At 48.4% G+C, this 17,507-nt stretch carries 12 protein-coding genes and 1 tRNA gene; 7 read left to right on the forward strand and 6 right to left on the reverse strand.

Annotated features, from left to right (window positions below):
- Window positions 1-56: 56 nt before the first annotated feature.
- The 5 genes from Absy_RS07010 to Absy_RS07030 all read right to left on the reverse strand — a co-directional run bounded on the left by Absy_RS07010 (window position 57) and on the right by Absy_RS07030 (window position 3,572).
- Window positions 57-992: a polyprenyl synthetase family protein gene (locus tag Absy_RS07010; protein WP_048854034.1), complete on the reverse strand. Its 936-nt coding sequence runs from the start codon at window positions 990-992 to the stop codon at window positions 57-59.
- Window position 993: 1 nt separating this feature from the next.
- The gene (locus Absy_RS07015) at window positions 994-1,248 is read right to left on the reverse strand and encodes an exodeoxyribonuclease VII small subunit (RefSeq protein ID WP_173957829.1); all 255 of its coding nucleotides are present in this window, start codon (window positions 1,246-1,248) and stop codon (window positions 994-996) included.
- Window positions 1,249-1,340: 92 nt separating this feature from the next.
- Complete coding sequence (locus tag Absy_RS07020) at window positions 1,341-1,568, reverse strand: sulfurtransferase TusA family protein (protein ID WP_048854035.1); 228 nt, start codon at window positions 1,566-1,568, stop codon at window positions 1,341-1,343.
- A 52-nt stretch (window positions 1,569-1,620) separates the two neighbouring features.
- A complete protein-coding gene (locus tag Absy_RS07025; RefSeq protein ID WP_048854036.1) occupies window positions 1,621-2,445 on the reverse strand; it encodes an RlmE family RNA methyltransferase in 825 nt (274 codons plus the stop codon).
- Window positions 2,442-3,572 carry a Ppx/GppA phosphatase family protein gene (locus Absy_RS07030; RefSeq protein WP_048854037.1) on the reverse strand — a complete coding sequence of 377 codons (1,131 nt, stop codon included), beginning with the start codon at window positions 3,570-3,572 and terminating at the stop codon, window positions 2,442-2,444. Before Absy_RS07030 ends, Absy_RS07025 begins: the two co-directional genes overlap by 4 nt.
- A 193-nt stretch (window positions 3,573-3,765) precedes the next feature.
- On the opposite strand from Absy_RS07030, the gene Absy_RS07035 reads away from it, so the two are divergent.
- From Absy_RS07035 to Absy_RS07045, 3 genes are all read left to right on the forward strand, one after another.
- Window positions 3,766-3,839, forward strand: a tRNA-Gln gene (locus Absy_RS07035).
- 667 nt (window positions 3,840-4,506) lie between these two features.
- Window positions 4,507-6,690, forward strand: a complete 2,184-nt coding sequence (locus tag Absy_RS07040) for a sensor domain-containing protein (RefSeq protein ID WP_048854038.1) — start codon at window positions 4,507-4,509, stop codon at window positions 6,688-6,690.
- Between the two features lie 115 nt (window positions 6,691-6,805).
- A complete protein-coding gene (locus tag Absy_RS07045) occupies window positions 6,806-8,305 on the forward strand; it encodes a globin-coupled sensor protein (RefSeq protein ID WP_052945721.1) in 1,500 nt (499 codons plus the stop codon).
- Between the two features lie 85 nt (window positions 8,306-8,390).
- On the opposite strand, the gene Absy_RS07050 is transcribed toward Absy_RS07045, so the two are convergent.
- Window positions 8,391-9,374, reverse strand: coding sequence for a hypothetical protein (locus Absy_RS07050; RefSeq protein ID WP_048854039.1), 984 nt, complete (start codon window positions 9,372-9,374; stop codon window positions 8,391-8,393).
- A gap of 250 nt (window positions 9,375-9,624) precedes the next feature.
- On the opposite strand from Absy_RS07050, the gene aspT reads away from it, so the two are divergent.
- From aspT to fdnG, 4 genes are all read left to right on the forward strand, one after another.
- Window positions 9,625-11,307, forward strand: coding sequence for an aspartate-alanine antiporter (aspT, locus tag Absy_RS07055; RefSeq protein WP_048854040.1), 1,683 nt, complete (start codon window positions 9,625-9,627; stop codon window positions 11,305-11,307).
- Between the two features lie 35 nt (window positions 11,308-11,342).
- Window positions 11,343-12,935: a bifunctional aspartate transaminase/aspartate 4-decarboxylase gene (locus Absy_RS07060; protein WP_048854041.1), complete on the forward strand. Its 1,593-nt coding sequence runs from the start codon at window positions 11,343-11,345 to the stop codon at window positions 12,933-12,935.
- Window positions 12,936-13,006: 71 nt separating this feature from the next.
- Window positions 13,007-14,200, forward strand: a complete 1,194-nt coding sequence (locus tag Absy_RS07065; RefSeq protein WP_245614769.1) for an asparaginase — start codon at window positions 13,007-13,009, stop codon at window positions 14,198-14,200.
- Window positions 14,201-14,445: 245 nt separating this feature from the next.
- A complete protein-coding gene (fdnG, locus tag Absy_RS07070) occupies window positions 14,446-17,499 on the forward strand; it encodes a formate dehydrogenase-N subunit alpha (RefSeq protein ID WP_084596986.1) in 3,054 nt (1,017 codons plus the stop codon).
- The last annotated feature ends 8 nt before the right edge of the window (window positions 17,500-17,507 follow it).

Here is a 17,507-nt window from a genome sequence, read left to right on the forward strand (position 1 = left end):
CCGGAAAACGGCCAAGAGTGGGAATCGGGGACGGGGCGTTCTGATCAGCCATGACCTTAGTTTCTCCGTTCGATCACGTAGTAGGCAAGGTCACGCAGCCGATCGGCCTGGGCCCCAAATGGTGCGAGCTCTGCAATAGCCGCTTCCGTAACACGCGCAGCTTCATTACGTGCTCCGTCGATACCAAGAAGAGCGACAAAAGTAGATTTGCCAGATGCTTCATCTTTACCTGCGGTTTTACCCAGTTCTTCAGCTGTTGCTGTAGCATCCAGCACATCATCAGCAATCTGGAAAGCGGCACCGATATTAGCACCATATACCCTCAAACGCTTGCGAAGATCGGGAGAAGCCTGCCCCAGAATCGCCCCAGCTTCCGCTGAATAGCGAATGAGGCATCCTGTTTTCAGAGCGTGAAGATGGCGCACTTCATCAAGCGGCAAAGCACGTCCTTCACCTTCCATATCGATCATCTGTCCACCCACCATACCGGCAGCACCCGATGCGTCAGCAAAACTCTGGATCAGATCGATACGAACATCAGCGCTTGTGTGCGTCCGGGCATCAGCAAGGATTTCAAATGCCTTGGTTTGCAAAGCATCCCCTGCCAGAATGGCCGTGGCTTCATCAAACTGGCGATGCGTGGACGGTTGCCCACGGCGCAGGTCATCATCATCCATAGCGGGCAGGTCATCATGCACCAAAGAATAGGCGTGGAGCATCTCTACAGATGCAGCCACTCTGGCGGACTGTTCTTCTGGCACGCCAAATAAACTTGCCGCAGTAACAGCCAGATAACCACGCAAGCGCTTACCACCCCCCAAGGTCGCATAGCGCATGGCTTCTATCAGCCTTGCGTCTCCTCCCTTTGTAGGCGGAAGAAGCGCATCGATCGTCTGTTCGATCACACTTGCGCGTGCGCTCATATCCTGCTTGAGGAGCGCAGCATCTGCTGCGCGAATAATTGTGGTTTGTGTCGGCTCAGTCATCGACATCTCAGTCCATCGGTTTCATGTCCAACGACCCGTCGGACCGTTGCACGATCGCCTGCACGCGGGCTTCAGCTTCACTTAGCTTGGCCTCGCAATGCTGCCGCAAGGCCGCACCGCGTTCGTATGCCTTAATGGCATCTTCCAGCTTCATCTGACCACCTTCCAAACCACGCACAATTTTTTCCAACTCGGAAAGTGCGTCCTCAAAAGACAGCGAAGTGATGTTGTCCGGCATTGTGCGGGCGTCCCTATCCTTCATGAAGGGCAGCCCATAGCGCGAGAAGGTGCCGTCTGCCAAGCCTTGCATATGAATGACAGGCAGAATTCCAGCTATGATCGCAATTATACGACTTAGGAGCGTCGCTTGATCGTGAAGGAAAAAATACCATTTTCATCAGCAAAGGAGACCAGAGCATGGCCTGTTTCCCGACAGAAAACCTGAAAATCCGTAACTGAAGCACGGTCTGTAGCCAAAATACGCAAACGTGTGCCGCCGGGCAATTCCCGAAGTATACGGTTAGCTTTCAAGACGGGGAGGGGGCAACTCAGCCCCCGAACATCCAGAATAGTATCAGTCATGATCGGCTCAGCTCAACATCAAACATTAGGGGCAAGTGTTCATTCCAGCCAGCTATTCAGCTTCCTCGGAATATTGCTGATCTTTGATCGACCCTGCCGCCAATCTGCCAGACCTAAATCCGGTAGCCACAACATATAGTTCCGACGAATCCTTCCGGCTAGCAGGAGGCTTGGCGTGACGCACCATGGAAAAAGCCTGTTTGAGCGTATTAAGCATGGCTTTTTCTGATCCGCCCTGAAACACTTTTGCGACAAATCCACCACCTTCTGCCAAAATTTCAAAAGCAAAATGCAGGGCCTCATCGGTCAAACCAATAATGCGCAGATGGTCGGTGGGACCATGACCTGTGGTATTTGGTGCCATATCCGACACCACCAGATCAGCTTTACCGCCCAGCATGGAGGTAAGGGTGCTGGCCATATCCGGATCTGTAAAATCCCCTTCTATAATTTCCGCCCCTGGCACTGGATCAACTGGCAGCAAATCGACCCCAACAACCCGAGATGCTCCGCGCTTGACCAGAACCTGCGTCCAGCCTCCGGGGGCCGCCCCCAAATCCACCACGCGCATTCCGGGGCGGATAAGACCAAACTTGTCATCTAACTCAATCAGTTTAAAGGCCGCACGTGAACGCCAGCCCTGCTTGTGTGCAGCCTGCACGTATGGATCATTTAACTGGCGAGCGAGCCACTTCTGTTGAGCGGTGGTGCGACCGCGCGCTGTTCTGAGAGAAACTGTTTGCGTACGCATTCTTTGCGGAGCATCAGAATCATCTTTTGCTACCCGACCACCGGGGGTTGCACTACTTTTACGCGCGCGCCCCGGCACCCGCAGCGTGGAAGAATGACCGGATGAACGGGGTCTTTTGTCGCTCATGAACCTGTTGCCTGAATAAAACTTGGTGTGGAAAAAACCCGCCGCGCCGAATGCGAGCGCGCAGAACGGCGAGACGCATGAGAAGTTTGGCGGAGCATTCGGAGAATCATGCCATCTCGTAACCCACGATCAGCCACAATAATATCCTGCATCGGCCAAATATCATGAATAGCCTCAAAAATAGCACAGCCAGGAAGAACGAATGGCGCACGATCGGGACCGATACAGGGATGTGCTTCTATATTACCCAACCCCATATCCTGCAATTTACGCACTGCTAGCCGCGCACTACTCGCTGGCAAAAGCGAACCATCGACCGCAGCGCGAGCATATCGTGGGAGATCGAGAATAAGACTAGCAAGCGTTGTGACTGTTCCACTGGTGCCAATCAAACGCACCTGATCGCGCTTGATCTCGGACCGTATCCGGTGAACATTTTCAAATTCCAGCAAATAGTCCCGCGTATAAGCCACCATCTCACGGTAACGGGCAGGGGTCATATTATTGACCGGGCCAAACTGCTCCGCAAGGGTCACAACCCCCACGGGGAGACTAAGGTAGCCTATTAAAGATTCAGTCTGCGAGGAAGCATCGCTCCTTACCCATGCAATCTCGGTAGAGCCTCCGCCAATATCAAAGAGTAAAGCGCGCCCACGAGGCAGACCAAAACGATGATTGTGGATGAGGTTGGCGCAACTCTCAACAGCCAAACTGGCTTCCTCGCGGCCTGAAATAATGTGGATTTCAAACCCTGCTTCCGCCTGAGCGTGCTGAATGAAAGCTCGACCGTTTATCGCTCTACGGCAAGCCTCCGTTGCTACAGCGTGAAATACACCAACCTGCCGGCGCTCCAAACGCTCAGCACATATCAGCAAGGCTTCAACCGTGCGTTTCATGGCCGCATCGCTCAAACGACCAGAATGATGCAATCCCTCGCCAAGCCTGACAGTTCTTGTAAAACTATCTACAACCCTAAACCCGCCTGCCGTCTGTGCAGCAATCATCAATCGGCAGTTATTGGTACCCAGATCAAGAGCACCGAATAACTCGGCCTCACCGCCATATCCATGATGAGAAACATAACGCCTGCTGACCGAAGGGCCGGCCCAAGGGAGAGGATGATCCATCTGCCGGTCCTTTATGGAGCTAGGGTTGCACAAACACTCACTTATTTTGGGGACCACAAAGCTCTGGGACAAGATAAATCTGTATCAAAAACAAAATTCTTTTGCTTTATGGGGTTGCAAGCCCCCAAAGGCGGTGCTAGTAGAGCGTCACCGGCACAGAAGTGAGGTTTTGCACTTCAAAGCGTCGCCTTGCTGGGGGATAGTTTAGCGGTAGAACTACCGGCTCTGACCCGGTCAGCCCTGGTTCGAATCCAGGTCCCCCAGCCAAAACACTCTCATAAAACATTAAAAATGCACCTTATCAGGGTCCAGTCAAATCAGCGTTAGTAATGCCCGGCAAGTAAATTTCATTAATACGAAAGCGGAATATTTTTAATTGATTTTTTCGTGTAAATTACGCTTGTCATCCCTTCCCAATTAAAAAATCATACCGCTGGTTTTTATCTTTCGGTCATCGGATTTTTCTTAAAAACTCAATAAATTTCTATATTTTAAGCATGTAATAAATATAGTCTTATGCCAAGGCGCTTACGATCAATCAGATTATCAATAAAATACCACAATCTGGACTATTCCGATCGCCCATCACTGCGTGAAATTCTGTTAACAAATTCTCAATTTTCTTGAAATTCCCTTTAAAGTGTCCTTTGATGCTCCGCGTAGGCAAACACAAGGGTGATGAACTCATACCTGTTCTGCGTCCTGAGATGGATGCAGTTGTAGTAGGCCTAACCGCTGGTAAGGGTACATGAGTTTAAGGTTGTTATTATGCAGGATGACCATGCCTTCAATTGTTCAACACGAAGATAATGTTCGTGGGTTTGCACTTACAATACCCACTTATGACCAAAAAAATTATTTTGGTTGATATAAATCGCAATAATTTATCTTACCAAAACGCCAATGCATATTTCTGCACATTCAAGGCCTGACAATGCTTACATCTAAACCACCGATACGCCCAGATGACACGACTTTATATTTTGATATGCTTGAGCAGGCGGCAGATGGCGTTGTTATTATCAATCAATTTAACCATGTTGTTTTTTTCAACACTGCGGCAGAGCAATTATGGGGCTGTTCTTCGGCTGACGTAATTGGCAAAAATGTTAATTGCCTTGTTCCACTGGAGCAGCGCCCGCAGCACGATGGTTACATTAACCACAATCGGAACACAGGCGTTAATCGGATCGTTGGAACCTCGCGTGAGGTGGTTTTTACACGAACAAACGGTGATTATGTTGCCGCCGAAATGTCCATCTCTACTGCCATTATAGGCCCGGACAAACAACGTTACTATATGGCCTTCCTGAAGGGTGTTACCGAAGAAAGTCATCGCAGAAAAATTCTCGATCTCCAAAACCGTGTTTTCCATGAGCTATCCGGCGAAGCCTCTGAGCAGGATATTGCCGACATGCTTTGTGCGGAAGCCGAACAGCTTGTTCCCAATAGTGTTGCCGCACTTTTACAGGTAAATTCTGAACAAACTCTTGAAATTCTTTCGGGAGAAGGGCTTTCTCGTAGAAAAATTGCAATGCTTATGCGCATTACATTGAACGAGACCGATGTTGTCGCAATGTCCCTGGCACCGGAGGAGGCGCGTTCCATTGTCTGGAATACCGAATCTGGAAATGGATATGAAAGTGAATTTCTAGATTGCTGGGCTTCTGCCATTACAAACGGGGCTGGAGAGCTTATTGGGATTTTTGTCTTATATTCCCGCAATCGTGACAAAATAACCAATTGGCCGCAAAAAATTGTTCGCGGGTGTGTACCATCATGCGCGGCCATTATTGAGCGTGGCAAGACGCGCCAGCAATTAAGCAGACTTGATCGCTATGATGCCCTGACCGGTTTACTGAACCGAAATGCCGTCACAACGATTTTGCGAGATATGACTCTTCAGCCCACAAGCAACCCGTTTGCGCTGCTTGTTCTGGATGTTGATCTCTTTCAAGATATCAATAACCTTATGGGATACGATAAAGGGGATGCCCTTTTACAGACGATGGCTCAGCGTCTGACGGCTCAATGCCGTAGTAACTTCATTACGGGGCGGTTAGGCGGAGATGATTTTGTCGTCATCATCCCGAACGGCGATCATGAAATCGCAAACGCATTTGCTGACAGCCTGACGGCCGCAATGCGCGAACCTGTTGTGATTAATAATCAAGAGCTCATTATTTCGTTGAGCATTGGCATCAGCCTGTATCCTGATGATGGTCTTGAAATTGAGAACATCCTTAACCGTGCCGAAATGGCTATGCTGGAAGCCAAAAAGACGGCCCGCAAAAGCTTCCGACTTATGGGAAGCATTGTTAATGACGATGTAAGGGCACGCGTCATTATTGGTTCCGCTCTACGTAAAGCTTTGCAAGACTCAGAACTGGAACTGTTCTACCAGCCACAAATCAGCATTAAAAATAATATGCTTTATGGGGTGGAAGCGCTTTCTCGCTGGCACCACCCAACGTTAGGCACCATTCCACCTTCACGCTTCATTCCTATTGCAGAAGAAACCGCTCAGATTGAAGCCATTGGATTGTGGTCCTTGGAAAAAGCCTGTGCTCAGATTGTAGAATGGGACAAGATCGGTCTTTACGTTCCCATTGTTAGCGTTAACCTTTCTGCTGCACACTTTAGCAATCCAACCCTCACTGAGCAGATCGTCAATCTGCTCACACGTTACAACCTTTCGCCTAAACGCCTGACAATTGAAATTACGGAAGGCGGCATGATGCAACAGAATGTGGAGACCATGACCACATTGACTGCATTGCGCGAAATTGGTGTTGGTCTTTCGCTCGATGATTTTGGCACGGGCTTTTCGTCTCTATCTCGTATTTCTCATCTACCGTTAACAGAAATCAAGATAGACAGGAGCTTTATTATAAACTTTGAAAAAGATGTTAGCTCTTTGATTGTAACGGAAGCCGCCATCAATATTGGCAAAAGATTGGGTGTTCACGTTGTTACCGAAGGTGTGGAAGACACATTCCAAGAGACAAGGTTACGCTCAATGGGGTGCGATGTCATGCAGGGTTACCTGTTCGCTCGCCCCATGCCGCCAACTGATCTGTTGCAATGGGTTCAAACGAGGCCGTCTTTTGCATCGTGACGCAAAACATTAACCGGCACCCAAAACCAGTTTCTCTGAGTATTCCAAATTTTTTCTGAATAGAAGGGCATTTCTATTCAGAAAAAATATAAAAATGTAAAACCGGGAGTTCCAAATGAATAGCATTTCTACCGAAATAAGACACTCACAAAACCGTGCGCAGGATTTTGCTGATTTGGAATACCGGCGCAAATTTATGAACCTGACTGATGCTGACTGCGCCTCTATTCGCTTGATCAAAGACATTATTGATTGTGAATTACCCATTGCATTGGATGTATTTTACGAGCAGGTTCGCAAAACTCCCGAAACCAATCACTTTTTCTCTTCAGAGCCAAAAATTGCACATGCAAAACAGGCTCAGCAAAATCATTGGAAAAATATTTCGTCTGCTAATTTTGACCAGAACTATGCCGAAAAAGTACATACAATCGGTAGTGTCCACGCAAAAATTGGCTTAGAACCACGCTGGTATATTGGTGGTTATGCTATTGTTCTGGATCATCTTATCCATAGCATTGTCAATGAATGCACACCAAAACCCGGTTTATTTACAAAAAAACCCGCTATTTCCATGGAACAGATGGGCAATGCACTTGCCAGTTTGTGTAAGGCGGTCATGTTGGAAATGGATCTAACCATTTCCGTATATCTGGAAGAAGCCGAGAAAGCCCGCCAGAAATCACGCGATGAAGTCATTCAAAAAGAGCAAGCCTTTGTCGCTGATAGTTTTGGCATTATTCTGAGCGAAGTTGCTGAGCGCAATCTTTCCCAGAAAATGGATAAAGAATTGCCACCAGCATACATTCCAATGCGTGACAACCTCAACGGTGCAATCCAGTCCCTGCGTGAAACATTGGGTATTGTTAGCGACACGACTGAAACCATTGATATTACTGCTGATGAAATTAACAGCGCAGCACAAAACCTTGCTCACAGAACAGAGCAACAGGCTGTTTCTGTTGAAAAAACCGCTGCTGCTGTTGAAGAAATTACGGCAACAGTCACGTCAACTGCCGCGCGCGTTGCCGAAGCCAATACTTTTGTCAATGATTGTCAAAACATTACTGAACAGTTTGGCGTTATGATCAACCGCGCCACAGCAGCCATGTCTGAGATTGAACGTTCATCTGAAGCAATTAGTAAAATTACGAACGTTATGTCTAACATTGCCATTCAAACCAATCTTCTTGCCCTGAATACCGGTGTGGAGGCAGCACGCGCAGGTGAGGCAGGAAGTGGCTTCCGAGTTCTGGCGCAGGAAATTCGTGATCTAGCTAACCGCGCAGGCAATGCTTCCAAGGAAGTTAAAGAACTGGTCGAAACATCCCGTGGGCAAGTGCTATCGGGCGTTTCCATTATGGGCGAGGCGGGGCACGCTATTAGCACCATTATTTCCAGCGTGGCAGATATTGGTGATCACCTCAAAGCTATTGCTCAGGCAGCCTCCGAGCAGGCCACCGCTTTGCAGGAAGTAAACAATGCAGTGTCAACCATAGACCAAGGCACCCGACAGAATGCCGCTATGGTTGAAAAAACATCTGCTGCAAGCTCTGACATGGCACAACAGGCCCGCCAGCTAAAAGGACTACTTAACGAATTTACGTTGGAATAATTGATCACCCTGTGGCTGACATAAAAAACTTCCTTCCATCAATACGATGAGAAGGAGGTTTTTGATTAGATGTGTTTAAAAATACTTAATAGACCATATTCACTGCGAACTGCGGTGATACCTTTACGCCTGTATTATGGCCTGCATAATAAATTGCAGAACCAACAATAATACCCATACGAGATGTCCAGCTATACTCAACTGCTGGCGCAATCTGCCAATCTCCGCTGCTGGATGCAATGCGATTTATGCGCTTACCATGTGCATCAGAACCCCACACATGCGAACCATTTGCCCAATCCCTCGCAAGATCCATAGCCAGAACCCAAGACTGGTTTATTCCATACTCCAAAGAAAAACCGCTCTGCCCACTCATGCCTGGGCGACCCCGACCATGGAAGCCTGCAGCCGTTCCATAGCTGCTCATATCTTCTAATTGTGCAGATGTTAATGCCCGGCGGAACCATCCCCAAGTGCGCAAACGCAAGGCATGGTGGCCATTTACAACATATGTCGATTGCTCGGTAATAGCGACACGAAAAACATATGACCCGGTGCCATTACTATTTTGCTTGCTTTGTAATTTTTTATAATCTCCTGTTGGAAAATAGACACCAGCAAACAGATTGAACGCCGGAATATATTTTGCAGGATTAGGGTCAACAAAGCGCCAGACCATATCAACCGGAAAATCACCAAATTTTGGTCCAGACGAATGGCCGTGACCCTGCTCCCATCCATAATTTACAACTGTATGCGCCTGAATACTGATATGGTCTGTAATACCATATTTCCACATTGTTGAATTACTAAACGTTTGCTGGCGTGGGTGCTGTGGATGGCTCACACCATTGCTACCAAAGTAACCAATAGGTTGTGTGTAGCTATAATAAGGTTCAATACCCAAAAGACCGGCATGAGCTTCTGCCCCAGAAGGGGAAACCAGAGAACCAGTATACCATTGTCCATCCGCTGCGTGCACAAATTTGGGCGTTATAGAAAATAAAACTCCCGATATAATTAGAAAACTATGATTTATAGTCTTTTTTTTTGATTTTATATTGATCATAATTTTCTTTCATTAAACCCTAAAAATACACTCCCGTTAAGAGGAGAGGCTTATAACATTGGGATCCAAAAATTTCTATACACATCCAAATAAATATCATTGGATTATTTTATAATGAATTCGTAACAATACGAATTTGAAACTAATTGTTGTTTTTTATTTTAGCGCAATAAACGATTCACTTGACATAGCTGGTCATTATAACAAAACAGTAGGTTTTGAAAATCAGAAGAAGTGAAGTTCCTGCTGTATGGAAACAACGATTTTTGTTAAAACATTGCTCAATTCGTGCCCCGAAATCGCATTGTTTCTGGCTATTGCCATAGGTTATGGCATTGGAAAAATCCGTTTTGGTTCCTTCCAGCTTGGAGGGGTTGCCGGGTCATTGCTTGCCGCGGTTGCTATTAGCCAGATTGGTATTCACATTGATTCTGGCGTTAAAGCAGTTCTCTTCGCCCTCTTCATTTATGCCGTAGGCTTTCAGAGTGGTCCGCAGTTTTTTCGCTCTCTTGGACGGCAATCTATCCGGGAAGTGCTTATGGCTGTTGTTCTGGCCATAAGTGGCTTGCTAACAGTTGTTGCTGTAGCGCGCATTTTTTCTTTGGATAAGGGATTGGCAGCCGGTATTGCTGCTGGCGGTCTAACGCAGTCTGCGATTATTGGCACCGCCAGCTCTGCTCTGGAAAAGCTTGGCCTTCCTCTTGCGCAGGTACAGCAACTGCAAGGGAATGTTGCTGTCGGCTATGCCGTTACCTATATTTTTGGTTCGCTTGGCCCCATTATTCTCTGCGTCAACATTCTTCCGTGGCTAACCAAACGCAGTATTCGCGAGGATGCCCTAAAAGCTGAAGCGTCTCAGATGGGCGGCGTTCATATTTATGCTGAAGGCGAACAATCGGCTCTGCCTGAGTTTGTCGGACGCGTTTTTACGGTCTCTCATTCTGGCCAAAGTATTAATCAGATTGAGAATACTTCTGTCACCATAGAGCAGATCCGCCGTAATGGCAGCCCACTTAGTTTTACGCAGGAAACACAGCTTGCACAGGGCGACTTGGTGCTCCTTGTTGGGCACAGGGCAAACGTTATGGCAGCAGGGCAACTGCTTGGTCCCGAAGCCCATAATGCCGATGGTATGGACATTGTTATGGTCCAGCGGGATGTTTGCTTAAGTAACAAGACATTCGCAGGCAAAACAGTTGCCGAATGCGTGCAGCAGCTATCTCCCTCTACACGGCATGGTGTTTACCTGCTTGGCATTAACCGTGATGGCAAACCTTTGCCAATCAACGATTCACTCCAAGCAGTATTGGGGGACATCGTCTCTCTTTATGGCACCAGCAGCGACGTACAGCGCGTAGCAGCACAACTGGGACCAGTTCTTACAACAAGCGTTAAAACCGATCTGGTTTTTCATGGTTGCGGGCTGGTTCTGGGTTTGTTGATCGGTATGATCGTCATTCGTATGGGGGCGGTGCCTCTTACGTTAGGCAGTGGTGGAGGGGCTCTTTTATCTGGTCTTTTGTTTGGCTGGTACCAGAGCAAACATCGCACATCGGGCAATTTGCCTACGCCAGCCTCATCCCTTCTTGTTGATCTGGGATTATCTGGCTTTGTCGCTGTAACAGGGTTGCAAACCGGTCAACAGGCTGTCGCAACCATTATGGAGCATGGGGTTACCCTGTTCATGCTTGGTGTTGTTGTTACCCTGCTTCCCCTCATTGTGACCATGCTGTTTGGTCGGTACGTACTCCGTTACGACAATACCGCCATCTTTGCTGGTGCTCTGGCGGGTTCGCGCAGTGCCAATCCTGCCTTTGGGGAAGTGCTGAACAAGGCAGGCAACTCAGTTCCAACAACTCCATTTGCCATTACTTATGCCGTGGCAAATGTGCTGCTGACCCTGCTTGGGCCGCTGGTTGTTGCTTTTTCCTGACTTAATTTTTTGAACCACAAGAAAACGAGATAACAATGGCCATTGATTACGCAAAATTCAAAAACCTCAGTCCTTTTGAACTCAAGGACGAGCTCATTCGCTTGGCCTCAAGCCGCACAGATCGCACTATGCTGAATGCAGGCCGAGGCAACCCCAACTTTCTGGCAACCCTCCCGCGCTCTGCTTTTTTCCATTTAGGGCAATTTGCCGTAGCTGAATCCGAACTTTCCTTTTCCTACATGACGGCTGGCGTAGGCGGTCAGGCCCGCGTAGATGGGATTGAAGAACGGTTTGAGCGGTTCCTGTCCGAAAATCGTGATAAAAATGGCATCTTTTTTCTCGGGCGGGCATTAAGCTACGTGCGTGATCAGATGGGGCTTTCCGCATCGTCCTTTCTGCATGAAATGGTTGAGGGTATCCTCGGCTGCAACTACCCAACCCCACCGCGCATGTTGACCATGAGCGAGCAGATTGCTGGTCAGTATGTTCTGCGCGAAATGGTGGGCAGTGCCTTACCAGTTGAAAGCACGGATTTTTTTGCCACAGAAGGCGGCACAGCCGCCATGGCTTATATTTTCAACACCCTCAAACAAAACGGGTTGGTAAAAAAGGGAGATAAGGTTGCCATCGGGCTTCCAGTATTTTCTCCCTACATTGAAATCCCCCAGTTGGAAGAATACGGGCTAGAAGTTGTTTCCATCAATGCAGACCCGGAAATGAACTGGCAGTACCCAGCTGCTGAGCTGGAAAAGCTGAAAGATCCTGCTGTTAAAATTTTCTTCTGCGTTAATCCCAGTAACCCGCCATCTGTTAAAATGGATGATGCCTCTCTGGAATTGATTGCATCCATTGTTAAGAACGACCGTCCTGATCTGATGATTCTGACAGACGACGTCTATGGCACTTTTGCCGATGATTTCCGTTCTTTGTATGCTGCCTGTCCCGCCAATACCATTCTGGTCTATTCTTTCTCCAAATATTTTGGTGCGACTGGCTGGCGTTTGGGCGTTATTGGTGTCCACAAAGACAATATTATCGATGGATTACTACGGGCACTGCCCGACAGCGCACAAAAAGCACTTGAGCGCCGTTACTCCAGCCTGACAACCGATGCCAGCGCCCTTAAATTTATTGATCGCCTGGTTGCGGACAGCAGAGCTGTCGCGCTGAACCACACAGCCGGTCTATCTACACCACAACAAGTGCAGATGGTGCTTTTTGCCTTATTCGCTCTTATGGACGAAACCGGACATTACAAAGCATCTCTCAAAGCCGTCATTCGCCGTCGCGAAGCCGCCCTGTACCGTGAACTGGGGGTTAAACCTTCGGAAGATGCAAACGCGGTCGATTATTACACCCTGCTTGATCTGGAAACGATTTCGCGCGGACTTTACGGTAAAAAATTCGCCAAATGGATGCTCAAACGCGCCAGCACTGGAGAAATGCTGTTCCGTATAGCGGATGAAACCGGGATTGTTCTCCTCCCGGGTGAAGGTTTTGGTGTGCAAAAACCCACCGCTCGAGCTTCTTTGGCAAACCTGAGCGAATATCAGTATGCCGCAATCGGACGTTCACTGCGCAGCATGGCAGATGAATATTATAAAGAGTTTTTAAAAAGCGAAGCATAACGTTACAGGTAAAGACGGGAGATTTGAGCTATCTCCCGTCTTTATAAAAATATGCGTTTCTTCACTGATATATGGAAAAATTTTTATTCTACCATTTATACCAAACGGATGAAATTATGCGTATAAATCTATGTTTTAAACCATTTTTACAGATCAGCATAATGATCATTGTGATTTCTTTTCCATTTTATACTTTATCTGCAACACAAAACCCGTCAACCGATCCCATTACACATCTACCACGCATACTCGTACTTGCGACTGGTGGCACCATATCTGGCACAAAAAGTGCTCGTTCAGCTATTGGATACAATGCGGGAGGCGTAACAGGGCAAGAGCTAGCCGAGAGTGTGCCGGGACTGAACAAACTTGCCAAGTTTGATATAGAGCAGATCACCAACATCGGCTCGCAAGATATGAATGATGATGTGTGGATCCGCTTAGCAAAACGTATTCAATTCGCGTTTGATCAGCATCAGGCTGAGGGAGTGGTTATTACCCATGGCACGGACACAATGGAGGAAACCGCGTTTTTTCTGCAAAATGTCTTGCATACTCATAACCCGGTTGTCCTTACAGGCTCCATGCGCCCCAGCACTGCCATCAGCGCAGATGGACCAGCTAATTTGTATGAAGCGATAAAGGTTGCCGCCAGCCCCAATGCAAAAGACCGTGGGGTCATGATTGTGATGAACGACACAATCCATGGTGCTCGCTGGGCCAGCAAAACCAACACGACAGAAGTGCAGACTTTCCAGTCTGTTAATGCCTCTCCCGAAGGATATGTAGACCCAGCCTCCATCCGGTTTATAGCACCACCTTCCATATCCCGCCTCAATGAGCTGCAGATACCTGATCATGGTCCTTTTCCGCGTGTGGAAATTATTTATGGTCACAGCAACATGGATGCCGTGCAGATTGACGATGCCATACATCACGGGGCGCAAGGCATAATTTTAGCCGGTGTTGGAGATGGCAACACATCCCATACTGCTCTGGAGGGACTTGATCGCGCCGTCAAACAAGGCATCCTTGTTGTTCGCTCAACCCGCACAGGCTCAGGCTTTGTGAACCGAAATGTTGAGGTCTCAGACGATCTTCATGGTTTTATTGTTTCGTATGACCTCAACCCGCAAAAAGCCCGCATCCTGCTCCAGTTACTCATCGCTAACCACAAAACAACCCTGACAGATGTGCAGCAGGCATTTGAAGGCATGCCTGCTGTAGTCGCACACCCAAAACTTGAATCTGATCAGCCTAAGTAATCAGATAACATACCAACCGCAGTTATCTATATATTAAAAAATATAGATAACTGCGGTTACTCTTTTTAATTCCATCACTCTTTGTATTTACACGTGCATTTCTGCAACAGTTTATTCAATTCCTACAAAAATCATAAAAAAAATTGTTAAGATTTAAGGTCGTGTGATCCTGATCAATGATCAAAATAACGGAGCATATATACACATCCCGTATTACTGTTTCTTACAAAACCGGGATGGTTGAGATGGCTCTGGGCCGCAGGGAATTTTTAAAGAATGCCGGAACTTGCGTAGGAGGGGCCAGCGCTATTGCCCTTGGTTTTGCGCCGCCGCAGGCTTTTGCGCAGGAAACACGACAATACAAGCTGCTCAGAGCCAAAGAAACGCGCAACAATTGCACCTACTGTTCCGTAGGGTGCGGTTTGCTTATGTATTCTCTGGGTGATGGTGCAAAAAATGCCAAACCCAGCATTTTCCATATTGAAGGTGATCCAGACCATCCGGTCAGCCGCGGTTCTCTTTGCCCAAAAGGGGCCGGTCTGGTTGACTTTATTCACAGTGAAGGGCGTCTGCATTATCCCTCCTACCGCGCTCCGGGAAGCAAGGAATGGCAGCGAATTAGCTGGGAGGAAGCAACTGATCGCATAGCGCGTCTGTTAAAAGATGATCGTGACAAGAACTTCATAGAAAAAAACGAAAAAGGTGAGACCGTTAACCGCTGGCTTACCACAGGAATGCTTGCATCTTCCGCCGCCAGTAACGAGACGGGGCTGCTAGATTTTAAATTTGCACGCTCTATGGGCATTCTTGCACTGGATTGTCAGGCTCGCCTCTGCCATGGACCAACGGTTTCTGCTCTGGCACCGACCCTTGGCCGGGGAGCCATGACCAATAACTGGGTTGATATTAAAAATGCCAATGTCGTGCTGATAATGGGGGGAAATCCCGCAGAAGCACACCCGGTTGGCTTTAAATGGGTTATGGAAGCCAAAATCCGTAACGGTGCCAAAGTTATGGTGGTGGACCCACGATTTAACCGTAGTGCCGCAGTGGCCGATTTTTATGCGCCTATTCGGGCGGGATCAGATGGCGCTTTTTTGCTTGGCGTTATCAACTACCTGCTGACACACGATCAGATCCAGCATGAATACGTGAAGTCCTACACCAATGCACCCTTCGTCGTGCGAGAAGACTTTAGTTTTCATGATGGGTTATTCAGCGGATATGACCCTGACAAGCGGAGTTACGATAAAACATCCTGGGCGTATGAACGCGATGCGCAGGGTTATGCAGTCGTTGACCCCACACTCCAGAACCCGCGCTGCGTGATCAATCTTTTACGCCAACACGCTGCTCGCTATACGCCAGAAGTCGTTGCCCAGATCACAGGCACCCCCGAAAAAGACTTTCTACATGTATGCGAGACATTGGCAGCAACCAGCGTGCCTCACCTTACATCGACAATTCTGTTCGCACTAGGCTGGACCCACCACACCAATGGTACGCAGATCATCCGTACTGCGGCCATGATCCAGCTATTGCTGGGGAATGTTGGTATGGCAGGCGGGGGGTTAAACGCCCTGCGCGGGCACTCAAACATTCAGGGTTACACAGACCTTGGCTTGCTATCACTCCGTTTGCCGGGGTACATGAACCTTCCCAAAGACAGCCAGCAAACGCTGGATAGCTATATGCAGGCTGTTGTCCCTCCAGCCGATGAACCCGAGCAGGTTAATTACTGGCACAACACTCCCAAGTTTTTTGTCAGCTTGATGAAAACTCTCTGGGGGGAACATGCGACCCCCGCCAATAGCTGGGGTTATGACTGGTTGCCAAAATGGGATCGCAGCTACGATATGCTCGCCTATTTTGAGATGATGTATCAAGGCAAGGTCAACGGTTACATTGCGCAGGGCTTTAACCCGTTGGCTGCCATGCCAGACAAAAACCGTATGCGGGATGCGTTGTCCAAACTGCGGTTTTTGATCACCATGGATCCGCTGGATACGGAAACGTCCAATTTCTGGCAAAATGAAGGAACGTATAACGACGTTAAGCCGGAAGACATCCAGACAGAGGTCTTCCGTTTGCCAGCTTCCTGCTTTGCAGAAGAAAACGGCTCCATTGTCAATTCAGCCCGGTGGCTGCAATGGCATTTTGAGGGGGCTAGTCCGCCAGGTGAAGCGTGGAACGATGGGCACATTATTGGCACAATATTTACCAAACTCCGCGCTCTTTACGCAAAAGAAGGAGGTATTTGCCCAGATCCGGTGCTGAACATGCAGTGGAATTACAAAGAACCAGAAGATCCAACGCCTGAAGAAGTGGCCAAAGAAGCCAATGGCTACGCTTTGGCGGATATAACTGACGACAAAGGAAATATTGTGGTTCGCCGCGGGGAACTTCTGCCCGATTTTTCGGTCATGAAGGATGATGGCAGCACTGCCAGTTATTGCTGGATTTTTGCAGGGTCATGGACCGAAGCAGGGAACCAGATGGCCCGACGTGATAATACGGATACCGGGCTTGGCGCCACACCCGGATGGGCATGGGCGTGGCCTGCAAACCGCCGCATTCTGTATAACCGGGCATCGCTCGACGTGCAGGGGCGTCCATGGGATCCTAAGAGGCAAATTATCGCATGGGATGGACACCACTGGAGTGGTGCTGATGTACCGGATTACCCTGTAACATCCCCACCCAATAGTGGGATTGGGCCTTTTATTATGCATAGCGAAGGGGTGGGTCTGTTATTCGCAGGCGGCGATAAGCTGGTTGATGGGCCTTTCCCTGAACATTATGAACCCACCGAAACGCCCGTAGTAGCGTCTGCTTTGGGCAAAACTACGCTCAGGAACCCCGCTGCACGCTTTTTTGCGGATGAAAAACCTCGCATGGGTGGTCCTGAACAATATCCTTATGTTGCGACCACTTATTCGATTACAGAACTTTTCCGGCACTGGACCAAGCACTCCAGATTAAACGCCATTATGCAGCCAGAACAGTTTGTGGAAATTGGAGATAAACTGGCCGACAAACTAGGCATCCACGCCGGGGATATGGTGCGCGTATCCTCCCATCGCGGGTATATCGAGGCCAAAGCCGTTGTGACCAAAAGGCTCAAACGCCTGAATGTTATGGGTAAGGATCTCGATCAGGTGGGCGTACCTTGCCACTGGGGCTTTAAAGGAGCAACGCGCAAAGGCTACCTGGCGAACACGCTGACACCCGCCATTGGGGATGCCAACTCCCAAACGCCAGAATTTAAAGCTTTTCTTGTTAATGTAGAAAAAGTCTGAGGTGAACT

The organism is Acetobacter syzygii (assembly GCF_000964225.1).
In the GTDB taxonomy this organism is placed as follows: Bacteria; Pseudomonadota; Alphaproteobacteria; order Acetobacterales; family Acetobacteraceae; genus Acetobacter; species Acetobacter syzygii.

Coding starts and splice junctions, on each gene's coding strand:
- Absy_RS07020 (WP_048854035.1), bottom strand. CDS start 1,568: ATGACTGATACTATTCTGGATGTTCGGGGGCTGAGTTGCCCCCTCCCC.
- Absy_RS07030 (WP_048854037.1), bottom strand. CDS start 3,572: ATGGATCATCCTCTCCCTTGGGCCGGCCCTTCGGTCAGCAGGCGTTAT.
- aspT (WP_048854040.1), top strand. CDS start 9,625: ATGGAAACAACGATTTTTGTTAAAACATTGCTCAATTCGTGCCCCGAA.
- Absy_RS07045 (WP_052945721.1), top strand. CDS start 6,806: ATGAATAGCATTTCTACCGAAATAAGACACTCACAAAACCGTGCGCAG.
- Absy_RS07025 (WP_048854036.1), bottom strand. CDS start 2,445: ATGAGCGACAAAAGACCCCGTTCATCCGGTCATTCTTCCACGCTGCGG.
- Absy_RS07050 (WP_048854039.1), bottom strand. CDS start 9,374: ATGATCAATATAAAATCAAAAAAAAAGACTATAAATCATAGTTTTCTA.
- Absy_RS07010 (WP_048854034.1), bottom strand. CDS start 992: ATGTCGATGACTGAGCCGACACAAACCACAATTATTCGCGCAGCAGAT.
- fdnG (WP_084596986.1), top strand. CDS start 14,446: ATGGCTCTGGGCCGCAGGGAATTTTTAAAGAATGCCGGAACTTGCGTA.
- Absy_RS07015 (WP_173957829.1), bottom strand. CDS start 1,248: ATGAAGGATAGGGACGCCCGCACAATGCCGGACAACATCACTTCGCTG.
- Absy_RS07060 (WP_048854041.1), top strand. CDS start 11,343: ATGGCCATTGATTACGCAAAATTCAAAAACCTCAGTCCTTTTGAACTC.
- Absy_RS07065 (WP_245614769.1), top strand. CDS start 13,007: ATGGAAAAATTTTTATTCTACCATTTATACCAAACGGATGAAATTATG.
- Absy_RS07040 (WP_048854038.1), top strand. CDS start 4,507: ATGCTTACATCTAAACCACCGATACGCCCAGATGACACGACTTTATAT.